The organism is Streptomyces sp. NPDC007971 (assembly GCF_042958635.1).
Lineage (GTDB): Bacteria > Actinomycetota > Actinomycetes > Streptomycetales > Streptomycetaceae > Streptomyces.
Genome location: NZ_JBIBJK010000016.1, coordinates 156,670 through 176,001, shown reverse-complemented (window position 1 = coordinate 176,001; position 19,332 = coordinate 156,670). Strand labels below are relative to the sequence as shown.

The 19,332-nt window shown below is 71.0% G+C and carries 19 protein-coding genes and 1 pseudogene; 19 read left to right on the top strand and 1 reads right to left on the bottom strand.

The features are described 5' to 3' along the window. Nucleotides 1-56: 56 nt before the first annotated feature. Nucleotides 57-1,604, top strand: coding sequence for a signal recognition particle protein (ffh, locus tag ACFZCP_RS30910; protein ID WP_391433244.1), 1,548 nt, complete (start codon nt 57-59; stop codon nt 1,602-1,604). A 128-nt stretch (nt 1,605-1,732) separates the two neighbouring features. Next, a complete protein-coding gene (gene ftsH / locus ACFZCP_RS30905; protein ID WP_391433241.1) occupies nt 1,733-3,670 on the top strand; it encodes an ATP-dependent zinc metalloprotease FtsH in 1,938 nt (645 codons plus the stop codon). 255 nt (nt 3,671-3,925) lie between these two features. Here ftsH and ACFZCP_RS30900 read toward each other — a convergent pair whose 3' ends face one another. After that, nucleotides 3,926-4,729, bottom strand: a complete 804-nt coding sequence (locus ACFZCP_RS30900) for an SAM-dependent methyltransferase (RefSeq protein WP_391433238.1) — start codon at nt 4,727-4,729, stop codon at nt 3,926-3,928. 558 nt (nt 4,730-5,287) lie between these two features. On the opposite strand from ACFZCP_RS30900, the gene ACFZCP_RS30895 reads away from it, so the two are divergent. From ACFZCP_RS30895 to ACFZCP_RS30815, 17 genes and pseudogenes are all read left to right on the top strand, one after another. Continuing rightward, entirely contained in the window at nt 5,288-5,890 is a 603-nt protein-coding gene (locus tag ACFZCP_RS30895) for a hypothetical protein (RefSeq protein ID WP_116146747.1), read from the top strand. 284 nt (nt 5,891-6,174) lie between these two features. Continuing rightward, complete coding sequence (gene rpsP / locus ACFZCP_RS30890) at nt 6,175-6,594, top strand: 30S ribosomal protein S16 (RefSeq protein ID WP_391433235.1); 420 nt, start codon at nt 6,175-6,177, stop codon at nt 6,592-6,594. Between the two features lie 5 nt (nt 6,595-6,599). Beyond that, nucleotides 6,600-6,839: an RNA-binding protein gene (locus ACFZCP_RS30885; RefSeq protein WP_005479813.1), complete on the top strand. Its 240-nt coding sequence runs from the start codon at nt 6,600-6,602 to the stop codon at nt 6,837-6,839. Between the two features lie 82 nt (nt 6,840-6,921). Continuing rightward, entirely contained in the window at nt 6,922-7,542 is a 621-nt protein-coding gene (gene rimM / locus ACFZCP_RS30880; RefSeq protein WP_391433232.1) for a ribosome maturation factor RimM, read from the top strand. Beyond that, nucleotides 7,539-8,372 carry a tRNA (guanosine(37)-N1)-methyltransferase TrmD gene (trmD, locus tag ACFZCP_RS30875; RefSeq protein WP_391433229.1) on the top strand — a complete coding sequence of 278 codons (834 nt, stop codon included), beginning with the start codon at nt 7,539-7,541 and terminating at the stop codon, nt 8,370-8,372. The genes rimM and trmD overlap by 4 nt, the downstream gene beginning before the upstream one ends. A gap of 135 nt (nt 8,373-8,507) precedes the next feature. Continuing rightward, a complete protein-coding gene (rplS, locus tag ACFZCP_RS30870) occupies nt 8,508-8,858 on the top strand; it encodes a 50S ribosomal protein L19 (protein WP_362691061.1) in 351 nt (116 codons plus the stop codon). Nucleotides 8,859-8,903: 45 nt separating this feature from the next. Further along, nucleotides 8,904-9,602 carry a signal peptidase I gene (gene lepB, locus ACFZCP_RS30865; RefSeq protein WP_391433224.1) on the top strand — a complete coding sequence of 233 codons (699 nt, stop codon included), beginning with the start codon at nt 8,904-8,906 and terminating at the stop codon, nt 9,600-9,602. Next, nucleotides 9,595-10,683, top strand: a pseudogene (lepB, locus tag ACFZCP_RS30860) (signal peptidase I); the annotation flags it as partial. The gene lepB (ACFZCP_RS30865) and the pseudogene lepB (ACFZCP_RS30860), both read left to right, overlap by 8 nt. Continuing rightward, on the top strand, nt 10,574-11,581 hold the full coding sequence (gene lepB, locus ACFZCP_RS30855) for a signal peptidase I (protein WP_391433221.1): 1,008 nt from the start codon (nt 10,574-10,576) through the stop codon (nt 11,579-11,581). The pseudogene lepB (ACFZCP_RS30860) and the gene lepB (ACFZCP_RS30855), both read left to right, overlap by 110 nt. A gap of 65 nt (nt 11,582-11,646) precedes the next feature. After that, on the top strand, nt 11,647-12,429 hold the full coding sequence (gene lepB, locus ACFZCP_RS30850; RefSeq protein WP_391433218.1) for a signal peptidase I: 783 nt from the start codon (nt 11,647-11,649) through the stop codon (nt 12,427-12,429). Next, a complete protein-coding gene (locus ACFZCP_RS30845) occupies nt 12,419-12,943 on the top strand; it encodes an NUDIX hydrolase (RefSeq protein WP_362691049.1) in 525 nt (174 codons plus the stop codon). The genes lepB (ACFZCP_RS30850) and ACFZCP_RS30845 overlap by 11 nt, the downstream gene beginning before the upstream one ends. 56 nt (nt 12,944-12,999) lie before the next feature. Next, on the top strand, nt 13,000-13,308 hold the full coding sequence (locus ACFZCP_RS30840; RefSeq protein ID WP_003965949.1) for a DUF2469 domain-containing protein: 309 nt from the start codon (nt 13,000-13,002) through the stop codon (nt 13,306-13,308). Between the two features lie 245 nt (nt 13,309-13,553). Beyond that, complete coding sequence (locus tag ACFZCP_RS30835) at nt 13,554-13,949, top strand: YraN family protein (RefSeq protein ID WP_391433215.1); 396 nt, start codon at nt 13,554-13,556, stop codon at nt 13,947-13,949. Between the two features lies 1 nt (nt 13,950). Further along, nucleotides 13,951-15,561 (top strand): YifB family Mg chelatase-like AAA ATPase, encoded by a 1,611-nt coding sequence (locus ACFZCP_RS30830; protein WP_391433211.1) that lies wholly within the window; start codon nt 13,951-13,953, stop codon nt 15,559-15,561. 463 nt (nt 15,562-16,024) lie between these two features. Beyond that, nucleotides 16,025-17,221, top strand: a complete 1,197-nt coding sequence (gene dprA, locus ACFZCP_RS30825) for a DNA-processing protein DprA (RefSeq protein WP_391433208.1) — start codon at nt 16,025-16,027, stop codon at nt 17,219-17,221. A 342-nt stretch (nt 17,222-17,563) separates the two neighbouring features. Continuing rightward, the gene (gene whiG / locus ACFZCP_RS30820) at nt 17,564-18,406 is read left to right on the top strand and encodes an RNA polymerase sigma factor WhiG (protein ID WP_362691037.1); all 843 of its coding nucleotides are present in this window, start codon (nt 17,564-17,566) and stop codon (nt 18,404-18,406) included. 65 nt (nt 18,407-18,471) lie between these two features. Beyond that, nucleotides 18,472-19,029 carry a TetR family transcriptional regulator gene (locus tag ACFZCP_RS30815; protein ID WP_391433402.1) on the top strand — a complete coding sequence of 186 codons (558 nt, stop codon included), beginning with the start codon at nt 18,472-18,474 and terminating at the stop codon, nt 19,027-19,029. Nucleotides 19,030-19,332 lie beyond the last annotated feature (303 nt).

Sequence of the window (19,332 nt, the reverse complement as noted above, 5' to 3'; positions counted from 1 at the left end):
ATACCCTGGAGGGCGATTCCCTGAAGCCATCCCCGACCCCGAGGACCGCGAGCGCCGTGTTCGACACTCTCTCCGATCGCCTGTCAGCGACTTTCAAGAACCTGCGCGGCAAGGGACGGCTCTCCGAGGCGGACATCGACGCCACCGCACGTGAGATCCGCATCGCGCTCCTCGAGGCGGACGTGGCGCTCCCTGTCGTGCGCACGTTCATCAAGAACGTCAAGGAACGTGCGCTCGGTGCCGAGGTCTCCAAGGCGCTGAACCCGGCCCAGCAGGTCCTGAAGATCGTCAACGACGAGCTCGTCACCATCCTCGGTGGCGAGACCCGGCGCCTGCGCTTCGCCAAGCAGCCCCCGACCGTGATCATGCTGGCGGGTCTGCAGGGTGCCGGTAAGACCACCCTCGCGGGCAAGCTCGCCCGGTGGCTGGGGGAGCAGGGCCACTCGCCGCTGCTGGTCGCCTGTGACCTCCAGCGCCCGAACGCCGTCAACCAGCTGAGCGTCGTCGCCGAGCGCGCCGGTGTCGCGGTCTACGCCCCGGAGCCGGGCAACGGCGTCGGCGACCCGGTGAAGGTCGCCAAGGACTCCATCGACTTCGCGAAGTCCAAGGTCCACGACATCGTGATCGTGGACACCGCCGGCCGCCTGGGCATCGACCAGGAGATGATGCAGCAGGCCGCGGACATCCGCGACGCCGTCTCCCCGGACGAGATCCTGTTCGTCGTCGACGCGATGATCGGTCAGGACGCCGTCAACACGGCCGAGGCCTTCCGCGACGGCGTCGGCTTCGACGGCGTGGTGCTCTCCAAGCTCGACGGTGACGCCCGCGGTGGTGCGGCCCTGTCGATCCGCCAGATCACCGGCAAGCCGATCATGTTCGCGTCGAACGGCGAGAAGCTGGACGACTTCGACGCGTTCCACCCGGACCGGATGGCCTCCCGCATCCTCGACATGGGTGACCTGCTCACCCTGATCGAGCAGGCGGAGAAGACCTTCAGCCAGGAAGAGGCCGCCAAGATGGCCTCGAAGCTGGCGTCCAAGAAGGGCCAGGACTTCACCCTCGACGACTTCCTCTCCCAGATGGAGCAGGTCCGCAAGATGGGCTCCATCTCCAAGCTCCTCGGCATGCTCCCGGGCATGGGCCAGATCAAGGACCAGATCCAGAACCTGGACGAGCGGGACGTCGACCGCACCGCCGCGATCATCAAGTCGATGACCCCGGGCGAGCGCCAGGAGCCGACGATCATCAACGGCTCCCGCCGTGCGCGTATCGCCAAGGGTTCCGGCGTCGAGGTCAGCGCCGTGAAGAACCTCGTGGAGCGGTTCTTCGAGGCCCGCAAGATGATGTCCCGCATGGCCCAGGGCGGCGGCATGCCCGGCATGCCGGGGATCCCGGGCATGGGCGGCGGCCCCGGCCGCACCAAGAAGCAGCCCAAGAAGGCCAAGGGCAAGCAGCGCTCCGGCAACCCGATGAAGCGCAAGCAGCAGGAGCTGGAGGAGGCGCAGCGCCGCGAGGCGGCCGCGCAGGGCGGTGCCTTCGGGCTGCCGCAGCAGGGCGGCCAGGACTTCGAGCTGCCCGACGAGTTCAAGAAGTTCATGGGCTGACGAAAGACCCGAAAGGCCCGGCGCAGGGGCTGACGCCCACCGAAGCCGAACGTCACCCAGGGCGCCTCTCCGCCGGGGAGGCGCCCTCAGCATGTGCCATGCGCCGTCATGTGCCGTAACGTCCAGATATGAGCAATGCGGCGCCCCCACGCAAGGCCCCTGACCAGCCGTGGCGCGCCGAGGGCACCCCGGACGAGTCGCCCCGGCGGCCCGGTGGTGGACTCAGGGGCGGCAAATGGTGGGGCCTGCTCGTCACCGCGGTGATCGTCTTCCTGCTCGCCTACGTCGGGCTGAACTACCTCGGCCAGGGCAACGAGCCGACGGTCTCGTACACCGAGTTCAGCAAGGAGGTCGGCGACGGCAACGTCGCCAAGATCTACTCCAAGGGCGATGCGATCCAGGGCGAGCTGAAGAGCGCCCGGGCCAATCCCGAGGGCGGTGGCTCGTACACCAAGTTCAAGACGCAGCGCCCGGCCTTCGCGGACGACAAGCTGTGGCAGAACCTGAGCAGCCACGGGGTCACGGTGACCGCCCGGCCGGTCGTGCAGGAGCGCGGCTTCCTGTCCAATCTGCTGATCTCACTGATCCCGATCGTGCTCCTGGTAGCGGTGTGGATCTTCTTCGCGCGGCGGATCGGCTCGGGCCTGGGTGGCGCCGGCGGCATGTTCGGCCGCAAGGCGCCGCCGAAACCGGTCGAGCTGCGGCCCGGGACCGAGCGCACGACGTTCGCGGACGTGGCCGGTATCGACGAGGTCAAGGGCGAACTGGACGACGTCGTCGACTTCCTGGAGAACCCCGACGCCTACCGCCGGATGGGCGCGAAGCTCCCGCGCGGGGTGCTGCTCGCCGGGCCGCCCGGCACCGGCAAGACCCTGCTCGCCCGAGCGGTGGCGGGCGAGGCCGGTGTGCCCTTCTTCTCGGCCTCGGCGTCCGAGTTCATCGAGATGATCGTCGGCGTCGGCGCCTCCCGCGTCCGTGAGCTGTTCGCCGAGGCCCGCAAGGTGGCGCCGTCGATCATCTTCATCGACGAGATCGACACCATCGGGCGGATGCGCGGCGGCGGTGCCTCGATGAGCGGCCACGACGAGCGCGAGCAGACGCTGAACCAGATCCTCACCGAGATGGACGGCTTCTCGGGCTCGGAGGGCGTGATCGTCATCGCCGCGACGAACCGCGCGGACATCCTGGACCCGGCACTGACCCGGCCCGGCCGCTTCGACCGGGTGGTGACGGTGGCCCCGCCGGACCGCGGCGGGCGGGAGTCGATCCTGCGCATCCACACCCGGGAGATCCCGCTCGCCTCCGACGTCGACCTGACCCAGCTGGCGCGGGTGACCCCGGGCATGACGGGTGCGGATCTGGCCAATCTCGCCAACGAGGCCGCCCTCCTCGCGGTCAAGCGCAAGCAGTCCGAGGTGACCGGCTCGGACCTGTCCGAGGCGCTGGAGAAGGTCCAGCTGGGCGCCGAGCGCACGCTGGTGATGCCCGAGGAGGACCGCCGCCGCACCGCGTTCCACGAGAGCGGCCACGCCCTGCTCGGCATGCTGCAGCCCGGCGCCGACCCCGTCCGCAAGATCACCATCGTGCCCCGCGGCCGCGCGCTCGGCGTGACGATGTCCACGCCGGAGGTGGAGCGGTACGCGCACTCGGAGGAGTACCTGCGCGGCCGCATCATCGGCGCCCTGGGCGGCATGGCGGCCGAGGACGTCGTCTACGGAGTGGTCACCACGGGCGCGGAGAACGACCTCGAACAGGTCACCAACATCGCGCGCGGGATGGTGGCCCGCTGGGGCATGAGCGAACGCGTCGGCCGGCTCTCCGCTCTCCCGAGCGACGCCCAGCAGGCCTACGGGCTGTCGGCCGCCCCGCACACCCTCGACGTGATCGACGGCGAGATGCGCCGCATCGTCGACGGCTGCTACGAGGAGGCCCTGCGCAAGCTCCGCGACCACCGCGGCCAACTGGACGCCCTGGCCGAGGCGCTCCTGGAGAACGAGACCCTGGAGGAGGCGGACGCCTACCGCATCGCGGGAATTACTCGCCTGACCAAGGAAACCGAGCCCTGAGCCCCCCTACGCACCCCGATCCACGCGCCCCGATCCACGCGCCCCAAAGGGGCGCGGGGAACTGCGCGACCAGCCACGACGCACCCGCGGACGAAGCTTCTGCGGACGGCGCACCCGCGAACGAGTGATCTGCAGGCGAGGCTCCTGCGCGAGGCACCCGCAGGCAAAGCACCTGCGACGAGGCACCCCCGGACGACGCCCCCGAGGACGACGCACCCACCGAGGCCACCCCACGGGCACCACGCCTCCGGCGAATCAGCGCACGCGGGCGATCAGATAGCGGAACACGTTCGGCATCCACACGGTGCCGTCGGGGCGGCGGTGCGGGTGCAGCGCCTCCGCGAGCTCCTTGTCCACCTGCTTGCGGTCGGTCGCCGCGATCGCCGCGTCGAACAGGCCCGTCGACAGCAGACCGCGTACGGCGCTGTCGAGGTCGGCGTAGCCGAACGGGCAGGCCACCCGACCCGAGCCGTCCGGCTTCAGCCCGGCCCGCTGGGCGACCTCCTCCAGGTCGTCGCGGCGGGACGGCCGCCAGCTGCCCGCGCTGCCCAGGGGATCGGCCAGTTTCGTCGCCACCCTGAGGACCGACGAGGTGGCGCAGCGCTCCGGCGGACCCCATCCGGCCAGCACCACGGCCGCTCCGCGCCCGGCCGACGGCAGCGCCTGGGCCAGCAGCTCGTCGAGCCCCTCCGCGTCGCCCGCCAGGCAGCCGACCGGCTCGAAGACGGTCACCACGGTGTACGCGGGCGTCAGCGCGCCGGCCGCGTCGGCGGGCGAGCCGTCGACGAGCGTCGCGGCCGCACGCGCGCGCGTGGCGCGCGCGGAGTCCGGCAGCAGGCGCTCGCGGGCGAGGGCGAGCCGTTCGGGACAGGTGTCGACGCCCGTGACCGCGGCCCTTCTGGAGGCCGCCATCAGCAGGGCGAGCCCGGTACCGCAGCGCAGGCCGAGCAGCCGGGTGGCCGGGCCCACCTCAAGACGCTCGTAGACGGCCTCGTAGAGCGGGACCAGCATCCGCTCCTGAATCTCGGACCAGTCACGCGCGCGTGCGTTCTGGTCCACGCGGACCGGTACGGAACCCGCGTGAGACAGGTGTTCCCGCACGAGCGTAGGTGTCATAGGTAAGCGCCCCAATCCGCCGACAGTTCGTCGCTGTGCCCGATTGCGTGGCCCCCGTGCCGTGCGCTCGCACCATCCACGTATGTCAGGTAACTCCCGGCTCGCCATGCCGTCCAGGGGTCGTGGCGCCCGGCTTGGCGAGGGCAGCCCACTGTGGCGAGATTTCACATCCGGGCAACCTCCGGGACCGCCTCGGCCCGGGGCGCGGTGAGGCACCCGGTAACGTCGCGGACGTCGCGGGCGCTGAGAGAGACAGCGGCCCGATCCACGAGAGCGGCCGAAAGGCCTCTTGTGCCTTCCGCCGACCACTGCCGCACCGGGGGCTACGTGCCGTGCCGTACGTGGGACTACGCACCGGCTTGTGGTGAGCTGTGAGGCTTCTCCGCAGATCAGCGCACCCGCCCTCGTCAGGACGCATCAGTGCCAACTGACGGGTACGTGCAAATTATTTGGGATGGCCCGGAATAGGAACACAGCGGCACCCCCGCTCGTTGTGATTACGTGAGCACGACACAGACACCACCTGTTCTCGCCGCAGAGCTGGCACAGGCGTGGGCCGACATTCAGCGGTACCACCCCGAGCTGCCGGACCTTGCCGCGCCAGAGTCCCTGATCGGGGAGTCGTCGTCCGCGTGCGGTCACGAACTCTCCTTCGAACGGCTGCTCCATGAGGCAGTCCACGGCATCGCCGCCGCCCGAGGTGTACGCGACACCTCCCGGGCCGGCCGCTATCACAACCGCAGGTTCCTCGCGATCGCCGAGGAGCTGGGCCTGGACCACCCCGAGGAACCGCACCCCAGCAGCGGCTTCTCACTGGTCACGCTCAACCCCGAGGCCAAGCGGCGCTACCGCCCGACGATCGAGCGTCTCCAGCGCGCCCTGAAGGCCCACACGGTGGCCACCTCCGCCGACACCTCCCGCACCTTCCGGGGCCCGGCCGCCCGGCACGGCTCCTCCGGCGGCGGCGTACGCGTGAAGGCCGTCTGCGACTGCGGCCGCAACGTCCGGGTGGTTCCGTCGGTCCTGGCCCAGGCCCCCATCGTGTGCGGCGGCTGTGGCAAGCCGTTCCGCATCCCGGAGGTCGTGGGAGCGGCGGCGGGCTAGGGGTACGGCTGCTCGTGGCAGCCGTACCCGGCCTCCCCCGCCGGGCCTCGTGCACCCGACGTTTCCTCACCTCTGCGCCGGGTGCCTCTTCGGCATGCCCACGCCCGTCCACCCCTCGACCGGAAGCGACTCGCGGGGTGTGGCACAATGGCTAGCTGTACTCGACAGCCGCACAGGACCCCTCTCTCCTCCGGCTGACGCGTCCGTCGGGCACTCGGGTACCGCAACCCCACGCGGCTCTCTCGCCGTGCCCAACCACGTCAAATCCAGGAGAACCCACTCCCGTGGCAGTCAAGATCAAGCTGAAGCGTCTGGGCAAGATCCGTTCGCCTCACTACCGCATCGTCATCGCCGACTCCCGTACCCGCCGTGACGGCCGGGCCATCGAGGAGATCGGCAAGTACCACCCGACCTACAACCCGTCGGTCATCGAGGTGGACGCCGACCGTGTGGCGTACTGGCTGGGTGTCGGCGCGCAGCCGACCGAGCCCGTCCTCGCCATCCTGAAGAAGACCGGCGACTGGCAGAAGTTCAAGGGCGAGCCGGCTCCCGCGCCGCTGCTCGTCGCCGAGCCGAAGGCCGTGCGTCCGACGTTCGAGGCTCTCGGCGGTGACGACGAGGGCAAGGGTGAGGCGATCACCCAGAAGAAGAAGGCTGAGAAGAAGGACGAGGCCGCTGCCGAGTCCGAGTCGACCGAGGCCTGAGCAGCATGCTCGAAGAGGCGCTTGAGCACCTCGTGAAGGGCATCGTCGACAACCCTGACGATGTGCAGGTCGCCTCGCGCGACCTGCGCCGTGGGCGCGTGCTGGAGGTCCGGGTCCACCCCGACGACCTCGGCAAGGTGATCGGCCGCAACGGTCGTACCGCGCGCGCTCTGCGTACCGTCGTGGGCGCCATCGGCGGCCGCGGTGTCCGCGTCGACCTCGTCGACGTGGACCACGTCCGCTGACGCTTCATCGCAACCGGCTCGGGCCGGGGAGGGCCACTGGGCCGTCCCCGGCCCGCAGTCGTATGACAGGAGATCTGTACACGTGCAGCTGGTAGTCGCGCGGATCGGCCGCGCCCATGGCATCAAGGGCGAGGTCACCGTCGAGGTACGTACCGACGAGCCCGAGCTCAGGCTCGCCCCGGGCGCCGTCCTGGCCACCGACCCGGCCTCCGCCGGGCCGCTCACCATCGCCACCGGCCGTGTGCACAGCGGCCGCCTGCTCCTGCGCTTCGAGGGCGTCGGCGACCGCAACGGCGCCGAGGCCCTGCGCAACACGCTGCTGATCGCCGAGATCGACCCCGAGGTACTCCCCGAGGACGAGGACGAGTACTACGACCACCAGCTCATCGACCTCGACGTGGTCACCGAGGACGGCACGGAGGTCGGCCGGATCACGGAGATCTCGCACCTGCCCTCCCAGGACCTCTTCATCGTGGAGCGCCCGGACGGCAGCGAGGTGATGATCCCCTTCGTGGAGGAGATCGTCACCGAGATCGACCTGCAGGAGCAGAGGGCGGTCGTCGCGCCCCCGCCGGGTTTGATCGACGACCGCGCGGAGGTCGCCTCGTCCAGGGACGAGTCCGGGGGAGAGCCCAGGGAAAAGTCCGGGGCAGAGCCCAAGGAAGAGTCCGGGGAAGAGTCCGGGGAAGACAGCAGCGCATGAGGCTCGACGTCGTCACGATCTTCCCCGAGTACCTGGACCCCCTGAACGTCTCCCTCGTCGGCAAGGCGCGTGCGCGCGGACAGCTCGACGTCCACCTGCACGATCTGCGGACCTGGACGTACGACCGGCACAACACGGTCGACGACACGCCGTACGGCGGCGGCCCCGGCATGGTCATGAAGACGGAGCCGTGGGGCGACGCCCTGGACACGGTGCTCGCCGAGGGCTACGAGGCCGGCGCCCGGGTCCCCGCGCTGATCGTCCCCACCCCGAGCGGCCGTCCCTTCACCCAGGAACTGGCCGTCGAACTCTCCGAGCGCCCCTGGCTGATCTTCACGCCGGCCCGCTACGAGGGCATCGACCGGCGTGTCATGGACGAGTACGCCACCCGGATGCCGGTGTACGAGGTGTCCATCGGCGACTACGTCCTCGCCGGCGGCGAGGCGGCCGTACTGGTGATCACGGAGGCGGTCGCCCGGCTGCTGCCCGGCGTCCTCGGCAACGCGGAGTCCCACCGGGACGACTCCTTCGCGCCCGGTGCGATGGCCAACCTCCTGGAGGGCCCCGTCTACACCAAGCCGCCCGTGTGGCGCGACCGGGACATCCCGGAGGTGCTGCTCAGCGGCCACCACGGGAAGATCGCCCGCTGGCGCCGCGACGAGGCCCTGCGGCGCACGACGGCCAACCGTCCCGACCTGATCGAGCGCTGCGACCCCGAGGCCTTCGACAAGAAGGACCGGGAGATGCTCTCCATCCTGGGCTGGGCCCCGGATCCGGCGGGCGAGCCGTACGGCCGATTTTGGCGCAGGACCGAGGCCGTGGAAGAATAGACCGCTGTTGTGCGTCCGTCCGGCGTGCGCCCCTGCCACAGGGGGACACGACGCCCGTTCCGACTCGCACGGCACACCCCATTTACACCTAGTTTCCGTTGATGACCTGTGGCATCGGCGAAGAAAGCAGACGAAATGTCTCACCTGCTCGACAATGTCGACGCCGCGTCGCTGCGCAGCGACGTCCCGGCCTTCCGCCCGGGTGACACCGTCAACGTCCACGTCCGCGTCATCGAGGGCAACCGCTCCCGTGTGCAGCAGTTCAAGGGCGTTGTGATCCGCCGCCAGGGCTCCGGTGTCCGCGAGACCTTCACGGTCCGCAAGGTCTCGTTCTCCGTCGGCGTCGAGCGCACCTTCCCGGTGCACACCCCGATCGTCGAGAAGATCGAGCTCGTCACCCGCGGTGACGTGCGTCGCGCCAAGCTGTACTACCTCCGTGACCTGCGCGGCAAGGCCGCGAAGATCAAGGAGAAGCGCGAGAACTGAGCGCTCTGCGGAGGTCACAGCGGGGCGGGATAGCATCCTGCCCCGATGGACACCGAAGCACAGCCGACCGAACGCGACCGCTCGTCCCACCCCGGTACCGCTCCGGGCAGGGAGGGCCGGTCGCGTTTCGCGTTGGTGCCGCGGATCGCCGAGTGGCTGCCGGGCGGCAGGATCACCCTCACCTTCTTCGTCTGCCTGGCGTTCCTGCTCCTCCTCAACGCCTTCGTCGTCCAGCCGTTCCAGATTCCCAGCGGATCGATGGAGCAGGGATTGAGGATCGGCGACCGCGTTCTCGTAAATAAGTTGGCGTACCGTTTCGGTGCCCGGCCGGGCCGCGGCGACGTGGTTGTCTTCGACGGGACCGGGTATTTCGGGGACGCCGACTACATCAAGCGCGTTGTAGGGGTGGGGGGAGATCGTGTGGTCTGCTGCGACAAGGAGGGGAGGCTGAAGGTGAACGGCCGGCCGGTCGACGAGACGGCGTTCCTGTATCCCGGGGACACCCCGTCCAGCGTCCCCTTCGACGTCGTCGTGCCCGCGGGCCGTCTGTTCGTCCTCGGGGACCACCGCAGCGACTCCAGCGACTCCCGCGACCACCTCGGCTCACCCGGCGGCGGCATGATCCCCGTCGGTGACGTCATCGGCCGGGCCGACTGGATCGCCTGGCCGTACGCCCACTGGACGCACCTGACGCGGCCCTCCGCGTACGCGCGCGTCCCGGCCCCGGAGGGTGCGCATGGGTAACCGCGGCAAGCCGCGCGGGGTGCCCAGCACGCCCGCGGACAACCTGCTGCCCACCGGCTCCCGCCGCACCTCCGCGCCGAGCGGCGGCCGCACGCGCGCGGAGCGGCGCAAGCTCCAGCGCAAGGTGAAGCGCAAGCGCAGGCGGTCGGCCGTACGGGAGATCCCGCTCCTCGTCGGTGTCGCCGTCCTCATAGCGCTGGTCCTGAAGACCTTCCTCGTCCAGGCCTTCGTGATCCCCTCGGGCTCCATGGAGCAGACGATCCGGATCGGCGACCGTGTCCTGGTCGACAAGTTCACCCCGTGGTTCGGCTCCAAGCCGCAGCGCGGGGACGTCGTGGTCTTCCACGACCCGGGCGGCTGGCTGGCCGACGAGCAGACCGCCAAGAAGAACGACCCCATCGGCGTCAAGCAGGTCAAGGAAGGCCTCAGCTTCATCGGCCTGCTGCCCTCGGACAACGAGAAGGACCTCATCAAGCGGGTCATCGGCGTCGGCGGGGACCACGTCAAGTGCTGTGACGCGCAGGGCCGGGTCACCGTGAACGGCGCTCCGCTGACCGAGGGGAACTACCTGTATCCGGGGAACGCCCCGTCCTCGACCCCCTTCGACATCACCGTGCCCAAGGGACGCCTGTGGGTGATGGGCGACCACCGGGACGACTCCGCGGACTCCCGCGCCCACCAGAACACCCCGTACGGCGGAACGGTCTCCGAGAACTCGGTGGTCGGCCGGGCCCGGGCCATCGGCTGGCCCTTCGGCCACTGGACCATGCTGGATGAACCTAAAACCTTCGCAAGCGTCGGGAACACCGTGTCGGGGTCGACCGCGGCCCCTCGGCCGTCGCATAGGGTTGCCCCCGACGATCCGAACGGAACGACCCGACTCCCGATCCCTGCGGAACTCCCGCTCGTTATGGGAGTGGTGGGCCTGCACCGCATCCGGGGCAGGCGGCGGCAGAGAGTAAGGAGTTGGCGTGGGGGATGTGGCGGTTGGCGCACGGTCGGGACACGACGGCGAGGAGCACCGCGGGCACCCCGTGGAGGCGAGCGGTCCCGCTGCGGACGGCGCCGTGACCTCCGGGAACTCCGACTTCTCGGCGGGCGGCGACGGGACACCCGAGGACGGGCAGGAACCCCGCGCGGAGGGAGAGGGAACGGGGGACACGGGCGAGGACACCCGGCAGCCGAAGAAGCCGCGCTCCTTCTGGAAGGAGCTGCCGATCCTGGTCGTCATCGCGCTGGTCCTGGCACTGCTGATCAAGACGTTCCTGGTGCAGGCGTTCTCGATTCCGTCCGACTCGATGCAGAACACCCTTCAGCAGGGTGACCGCGTCCTGGTCGACAAGCTGACCCCGTGGTTCGGCTCCAAGCCCGAGCGCGGCGAGGTCGTCGTCTTCCACGACCCGGACGACTGGCTGGCGGGCGAGCCGACGCCCACCCCGAACCCGGTGCAGAAGGTGCTCAGCTGGATCGGCCTGATGCCGTCCGCCGAGGAGAAGGACCTGATCAAGCGGGTCATCGGGGTCGGCGGCGACACGGTCCAGTGCAAGGGCACCGGCCCGCTCGTGGTCAACGGCAAGGCGCTGAACGAGCCGTACGTCTACCCCGGCAACACGCCGTGCACCCAGGACGACCAGGGCGGCCAGTTCAAGGTGACGGTCCCCAAGGGCTTCATCTGGGTGATGGGCGACCACCGCCAGAACTCCCGTGACTCCCGCTACAACCAGTCCGACAAGAACCACGGCATGGTCCCCGTCGACAAGGTCGTCGGCCGCGCCATCGTGAAGGCCTGGCCGATCAACCGCTGGGGCACGCTGCCCGTCCCGGACACCTTCGACCAGGGCCTGGACCAGAAGTCCTCCGCGGCCGCGTCCCTGACGGTCGCCCCCGAAGGAGTCGCCGTCGCGGCGGTCCTGCCGGTGCTGCCGCTGGCGGCCCGGCGGCGCAGGCGGGCGGACCGCCCGGAGTCCAAGAAGCGGTAAGCAGTGGCCCAGGCCGTGAAAGAGGGGCTGCCCCTGCCCGGTACCGCCGGGTAGGGTGCGGGTCCATGAGCGGCGAGAGCACGACGCGTACGGCCCCGCGCACCGCGGGCGCAGGCACGGCACAGGCCGGCGGCAGCCGGATCGGGCAGCGACTGTCCGGGCTGGCCGTGGCCCTGGGCCTGGTGCTGTTCCTCGGCGGATTCGTGTGGGGTGCACTGATCTACCGGCCGTACACCGTGCCCACCAGCTCGATGACCCCGACGATCGACGTCGGCGACCGGGTGCTGGCCCAGCGCGTCGACGGCAGCGACGTCCGGCGCGGTGACGTGGTCGTCTTCCGCGACAAGACCTGGGTCACCAACGCCAACGTGGTCAAGCGGGTCGTCGCGGTCGGCGGCGACACGGTCTCCTGCTGCACGAACGGCAAGCTCACCGTCAACGGCAAGCAGATCGACGAGCCGTACCTGCCCGCGGGCAGCCTGGCCGAGATCCAGAACTTCCAGAGCGTGACCGTCCCCAAGGACCGGCTCTTCCTCCTCGGCGACGAGCGCCAGGGCTCCCTGGACTCCACCGCCCATCTCACCGACGCCGCCAAGGGCACGGTGTCCCGGGGCGCCGTCTCCGCCCGTGTCGACGCGGTCGTCTGGCCCATGAACGGCATGCTCAAGCGCCCCACCGGCTTCGAGGCCCTGGGAGCCCTCTCCCGGCCGGGTCCGCTGCGGACCATCGAGCTGCTGGTCGCCGCCGGTGGCGTCCTGGTCCTCGTGGGCGGCGCGTACGGCCCGATCGCGAAGCGGCTGGGCCGCTCCCGCACCCGCAGCACCCCGGAGCCCGCCGGTGCCCGCTGAGACCACGCGGACGGGCGAGGACACCTACCGGGGCGGCCTGCGCAAGGTGGCCCGGGTGATCCTGCTCGACCCCGAGGACCGCATCCTGCTGTTGCACGGCCACGAACCGGACGATCCGGCCGACGACTGGTGGTTCACCCCCGGCGGAGGCCTGGAGGGTACGGAGACGCACGCCGAGGCCGCGCTCAGGGAGCTCGCCGAGGAGACCGGCATCACCGACGTCGAACTCGGCCCCGTGCTGTGGCGTCGCCGCTGCTCCTTCCCGTTCGCGGGCCGCCGCTGGGACCAGGACGAGTGGTACTACCTGGCCCGTACGGCCCAGACGGCCACGGCGCCCTCGGGCCTGACCGAGCTGGAGCGGCGCAGCGTCGCCGGAGCACGCTGGTGGACGTGTCAGGAACTGACCCGGGCGCATGAGACGGTGTATCCGACCAGACTCGCCGAGCTGCTGCGCAGGCTGCTCGACGAAGGTCCCCCCGCCAGGCCCGTGACCCTGGACACGGAAATCGTCTGAGGGCTCGTCGGACTGGCGCACAATGGTGGGATCGCACGGCTGAAGGGGAACATGCCATGAGCGCCGAGGACCTCGAAAAGTACGAGACCGAGATGGAGCTCAAGCTCTACCGGGAGTACCGAGACGTCGTCGGTCTGTTCAAATACGTGATCGAGACCGAGCGACGCTTCTATCTCACCAATGACTACGAGATGCAGGTGCACTCGGTCCAGGGTGAGGTGTTCTTTGAGGTGTCCATGGCGGACGCCTGGGTATGGGACATGTACCGGCCGGCCCGCTTCGTGAAGCAGGTGCGCGTCCTCACGTTCAAGGACGTGAACATCGAGGAGCTGAACAAGAGCGACCTGGAGCTTCCGGGCGGCTGATCACGGGGCCGGGGCGCCGAGGCTTCCCCGCGGCCTCTGCGTGGCTTCCTCGCGGCCTGCGTGCGGTGTGGGCCCGGCCTTGCGTGCGGTGTGTGCGTGGCCTTGCGTGCGGTGCGGGCCCGGCCTCGCGTGCCGCGTGTGTGGCCGGCTCTCTCGCGGCTCTCCTGTGACATCCCTGTCCGGGTGACGGAGTTTTCCACAACCGCCGAGTAACCCACCAAGATCCACTTCATCTCGCGTGATGCATGACGGTTGGCGCCGGAGGTGGTGCCGACATGAGCAAGGCACGCAGTGGACTGGGCAGGTACGGCGAGGATATGGCCGCTCGGCGGCTGACCGAGGCCGGAATGACGATCCTGGAGCGCAACTGGCGCTGCGGACGGTCCGGCGAGATCGACATCGTGGCCCGGGACGGGAACACGCTGGTCGTCTGCGAGGTGAAGACCCGTCGCGGCGGCGCCTTCCAGCACCCGATGGCCGCCGTCACGGCCGAGAAGGCCAGGCGCCTGCTGAGTCTCGCCGAACGCTGGATCCAGACCCATGGAGGAGCGCCACCGGGAGGCGTGCGCATCGACCTGGTCGGCGTCCTCCTGCCCCGCCGCGGCGCCCCGGCCGTCGAGCACGCGCGGGGGGTGGCCTGAGATGGGATTCGCCCGCACGTGCTCGGTGGCCCTGGTCGGAGTCGAGGGAGTGGTCGTCGAGGTCCAGGCCGACCTGGAACCCGGAGTGGCCGCCTTCTCCCTGGTGGGCCTCCCGGACAAGAGCCTGACGGAAAGCCGCGACCGGGTCCGGGCGGCGGTGGTGAACTCGGGCGCCGCCTGGCCGTCCAAGAAGCTCACAGTGGGCCTCAGCCCCGCGTCCGTGCCCAAGAGCGGCAGCGGCTTCGACCTGGCCGTGGCCGCGGCGGTCCTCGGTGCGGCCGAGCGGATCGACCCGCGTGTGCTCGCGGACATCGTGATGATCGGCGAGCTGGGCCTGGACGGCCGGGTCCGGCCGGTCCGGGGGATCCTGCCCGCGGTCCTCGCCGCTGCCGACGCGGGGTACGAACAGGTGGTCGTCCCGGAGTGCGCGGTGCCGGAGGCTTCGCTCGTGCCGGGCGTCTCGGTCCTGGGCGTGCGCAGCCTGCGGCAGCTGATCGCCGTCCTCACCGAGGAGCCGGTGCCCGAGGAGGAGCCCGTGCCGGGAGAGGTCCGTCCCGACCCCTTCCTCGCAGGGCTGGCCCTCCCCGGGACGGGGCTCGGTACCGGAGCGGTCGGCGGAGCCCATGCGCCGGACCTCGCCGATGTGGCGGGCCAGCACCTGGCCCGGGCGGCACTGGAGGTCGCCGCGGCCGGCCGGCACCACGTCTTCTTCAAGGGACCGCCCGGTGCCGGCAAGACGATGCTGGCCGAACGGCTGCCGGGTCTCCTGCCCGTGCTCGGCCGGGGGGAGTCCCTGGAGGTCACGGCGGTGCATTCGGTGGCCGGAATGCTGCCTTTGGGCCACCCGCTGGTCGACAAACCCCCCTACTGCGCTCCGCACCACTCGGCGACGATGGCCTCCCTGGTCGGCGGCGGGAACGGGCTGCCGCGCCCCGGTGCGGTGTCCCTGGCTCATCACGGGGTTCTCTTCCTGGACGAGGCCGCGGAGTTCCACAGCAGCGTCCTCGACGCCCTGCGCCAGCCGCTGGAGTCGGGGCACGTGGTGATCGCCCGTGCCGCCGGCATGCTGCGGATGCCTGCCCGGTTCCTGATGGTTCTGGCCGCGAATCCGTGCCCGTGCGGCCGCCACGGCAGGGGCGAGGACGTCTGCGAGTGCCGGCCGTCCTCGATCAAGAGGTACCGCGCCCGGCTGTCCGGGCCCCTCATGGACCGAGTGGACCTGCGGGTGACCGTGGAGCCGGTCGCCAAGGCCGAGCTGCTCCGGCTGCACACCGGCGCCGAGACGTCGGCCGTCGTCGCCGACCGCGTCAGGCTGGCCCGGGAGCGCGCAGCCCGGCGGTACGAGGAGCTGCCCTGGCGGACGAACAGCGAGGTCCCCGGCCATGAACTGCGTACCCGCTGGCATGTGCAGCCCGGGGCGCTCACCAAGGCGGAGGACGACCTGGACCGCGGCCTGCTCACGGCGCGTGGTCTCGACCGTGTGCTCAGGGTCGCCTGGACGCTCGCCGACCTCGGCGGCCGGGACCGCCCCTCGGCGAACGACGTGAACTGGGCCCTGGAGCTTCGCACCGGCGTCCGGCGCGGCGCGACCCTCGAAGGGATCGGCCGATGAGGGCGAGGGACCGCGTTCGGCGCCGACGCCGACCAGGGACACCGTTGGCAATGCTCCCGGGGACACCGACGGCGGCGCCGGCAAGGACACCCGCAGCGACGCGGGCAGGGACACCGACGGCGACGCGGGCAAGGACACCCGCGGCCACGCCGGCAGGGACACCGGTGGCCACGCCGGCAGGGACACCGGTGGCCACGCTCACCGGGACAGGGACACCGGGGGCAACCTCGACAGCGTCGCCCTCGGGCGCCGGCCGGGTTCCGCCCCTGAGCGGACGGCATGTGCGGTGCGGCGGTGAACGGAGGGTCCTCCGGCTCCGTGGGAGGGCGGGCACGGACCGCCGCCCGGAGGACGGCCGACGCCGTGACGGGAACGGGCGCGTGGCGCCACAGGTCGGCGGCGCGGAACCGCACCGGCCGCCTGCCGCTGCCCGGGCCGAAGCGGTCCTGGGGGTGGATGGGGCATGACGGACGACAGCAGCGGTACCCCCGCGCCCGATGAGACCACAGGAGACGCCCGGGGCGAGGAGCTGGTCGGGCGGGTCTTTCTCGCTCGGGTCGTGGAGCCGGGGGACGAGGTCGCAGGCCGGTGGTTGCGGGAGTGCGGAGTGAGGGAGGTGGTGCGGCGGCTGCGCAGCGGCGGGGAGCCGCTGCCGGGGGTCGGCGGGTCCCGGTGGGCCGGTCTGCTGGCCCGGGCCGGACGGGCCGATCCGGACCAGGATCTTGAGGACGCGGGCGCCGCCGGAATGCGGTTCGTGTGCCCGGGGGACGCCGAGTGGCCGGGGCAGCTCGACGATCTGGGGGACGGCCGGCCCATCGGACTGTGGGTGCGTGGCGTGCCCAGTCTGCGGATGTGGGCGCTCAGATCCGTGGCCGTCGTGGGAGCCCGCGCATGCACCGAGTACGGCGCGCACACGGCGGCCTCCCTCTCCTCGGGGCTCGCCGAGCGCGGATGGGTCGTGGTGTCCGGGGGCGCCTACGGGATCGACGGGGCCGCCCATCGCGGCGCCCTCGCCGTCGGCGGAGCCACCGTCGCCGTCCTGGCCTGCGGCGTCGACCGCCCCTACCCCCGCGGCCACACCGCGCTGATCAGCAGAATCGCCGAACAGGGGCTGGTGGTGGGCGAGTTGCCGCCGGGTGATCACCCCACCCCGAGCCGCTTCATCCTCCGCAACCGCGTGATCGCCGCGCTCACCCGGGGCACCGTCGTCGTGGAGGCGGCCTGCCGCAGTGGCTCGCTGGTCACCGCGCGGGCCGCCCAGCGCCTCGGCAGGTTCACGATGGGGGTGCCCGGGCCCGTCACCAGCTCACTCTCCGCAGGCGTGCACGAACTGCTGCGCGGTGAGGCCACCCTCGTCACTGACGCCGCGGAAGTCGTCGAACTCGTGGGCGACATGGGTGAGCTGGCCCCGCCCCGACGCGGTCCCGTCCTCCCGCGTGATCTTCTGGAACCCGCCGCCAGGACCGTCCTGGCCGCGCTGCCCGGCAACCGCGCGGCCTCCGCGGAGGAGATCGCGTGCGGCGCCCGCACCACGCCGGACGAGGCGATCGCGAGACTGTACGAACTCCGAGCACTTGGTTACGTGGAACGACACGGCGACGGCTGGAAGTTGACACGCCAGGCGATGATCTCCGTTCGCGGAGGTCGCAGTCCATGTTGACCGAGCGTGTTCGGCCGTCCGGGGGAAGCGCCTACGACCTTGGGGTTTCCCGGAGTTGGCGTCCTCGGCCGGTCACACACGGCGAGGCTCGGGGCGTGATGCTGCGGACCGCGGAAGTGGCCCGCGCACGGGTGGTGCCTCGCTGTTCGCGCACCGCGACTCCTCAGTCACGCTACGCTCACGAAAGCCCGGGCGCAGACCGCGCCAACTCGACATCAGACCGACAGCTCACCCAGGTGGCCTACTTCCCCCCACGACCCCCTACCCCCGCTCACTTGCCTCACCGCACAGCACTTCGCAGCACTTCACAGCACTTCACGGCAGAACGGCACAAGGCGACGAATGCCCCAGCACACCTCCGGGTCCGACCGGGCGGCGATCCCCCCAGCCGCCCGCGACGGTGGCAGCGTGCGGCCGCCGGCTCCCTCGACACTCGACGAACTGTGGCGGTCGTACAAGGCGACGGGGGACGAGCGGCTGCGGGAGCAGCTGATCCTGCACTACTCCCCGCTCGTCAAATACGTGGCGGGCCGGGTCAGCGTCGGCCTGCCGCCCAACGTGGAGCAGGCCGACTTCGTCTCCTCGGGGGTGTTCGGGCTGATCGACGCGATCGAGAAGTTCGACATCGACCGGGAGATCAAGTTCGAGACGTACGCGATCACCCGGATCCGCGGCGCGATGATCGACGAGCTGCGAGCGCTGGACTGGATCCCCCGCTCCGTGCGGCAGAAGGCGCGGAACGTGGAGCGGGCCTACGCCACGCTGGAGGCACGGCTGCGACGGACGCCGTCGGAAGGGGAGGTCGCCGTCGAGCTGGGCATGGAGGTCGATGAACTGCACGCCGTGTTCAGTCAGTTGTCGCTGGCCAACGTGGTCGCCCTGGAGGAACTGCTGCACGTCGGCGGCGAGGGCGGGGACCGGCTCAGCCTCATGGACACGCTGGAGGACACCGCCGCCGACAATCCCGTGGAGGTGGCCGAGGACCGGGAGCTGCGGCGGTTCCTGGCACGGGCGATCAACACGCTGCCCGAGCGGGAGAAGACCGTCGTCACGCTCTACTACTACGAAGGGCTCACCCTCGCCGAGATCGGCAATGTGCTCGGGGTCACCGAGAGCCGGGTCAGCCAGATCCACACCAAGTCGGTGCTGCAGCTGCGGGCCAAGCTGGCGAGCTTCGGACGTTGAGTCGCTCCCGTTCGCGGGGGCGCGTCCGTAGAGTGGTTGACGTGCCAAGGATTCGAGCGGCCTCCGTGGCCGAGCACCGGTCGATGCAGCGAGCCGCCCTGCTGGACGCGGCGCGGTCCCTGCTGTCCGAGGGCGGGACGGAGGCGCTGACCTTTCCCGCGCTGGCCGAGCGTACGGGGCTGGCGCGGTCGTCCGTGTACGAGTACTTCCGCTCGCGGGCCGCCGTGGTCGAGGAGCTGTGCGAGGTCGACTTCCCCGTGTGGGCGGCGGAGGTCGCGGCGGCGATGGAGCGGGCGCCGTCGGCCGAGGACAAGGTCGAGGCGTACGTGAGGCAGCAGCTGGCGCTGGTCGGGGACCGGCGGCACCGGGCCGTGGTGGCGATCTCGGCGAGCGAGCTGGATACCGGGGCGCGGGAGAAGATCCGGGCCGCGCACGGCGGGCTGGTCGCGATGGTCGTCGAGGCGCTGGGGGAGATGGGGCACGGGGAGCCCCGGCTGGCGGCGATGCTGTTGCAGGGCGTCGTGGACGCGGCTGTGCGGAGGATCGAGTTGGGGGCGGCGGAGGATCCTGGGGCGATCACCGATGCGGCTGTGGTCATGGCTCTGCGGGGTGTGAAGGGCTGAGGTGTGCGGGGGCCGCGGTGCCGCGGTGCCGACGCCGGTGTCCGTGCGGGTGCCGGGTGTGGGGGTTGCTGGCCTGCGCTGGCAGTTGCCGCTGCGCCCACCCCTGCCGCCCCAGCGGCACGACTGCCCGCAGCCAGGTGGGGCCACGACTGCCCGCGGCTAGCTGGGCCACGGGCGTCCGCGGTCGGGCGGGGCGGTGACTGCCCGCAGCCGGCTTGGCCCACGACTGCCCGCAGCCAGGTAGAGCCACGACTGCTCCCAGGAAGGCAGGGCCGCGTCTGCTCGCAGGCCGGTGGGGCCACG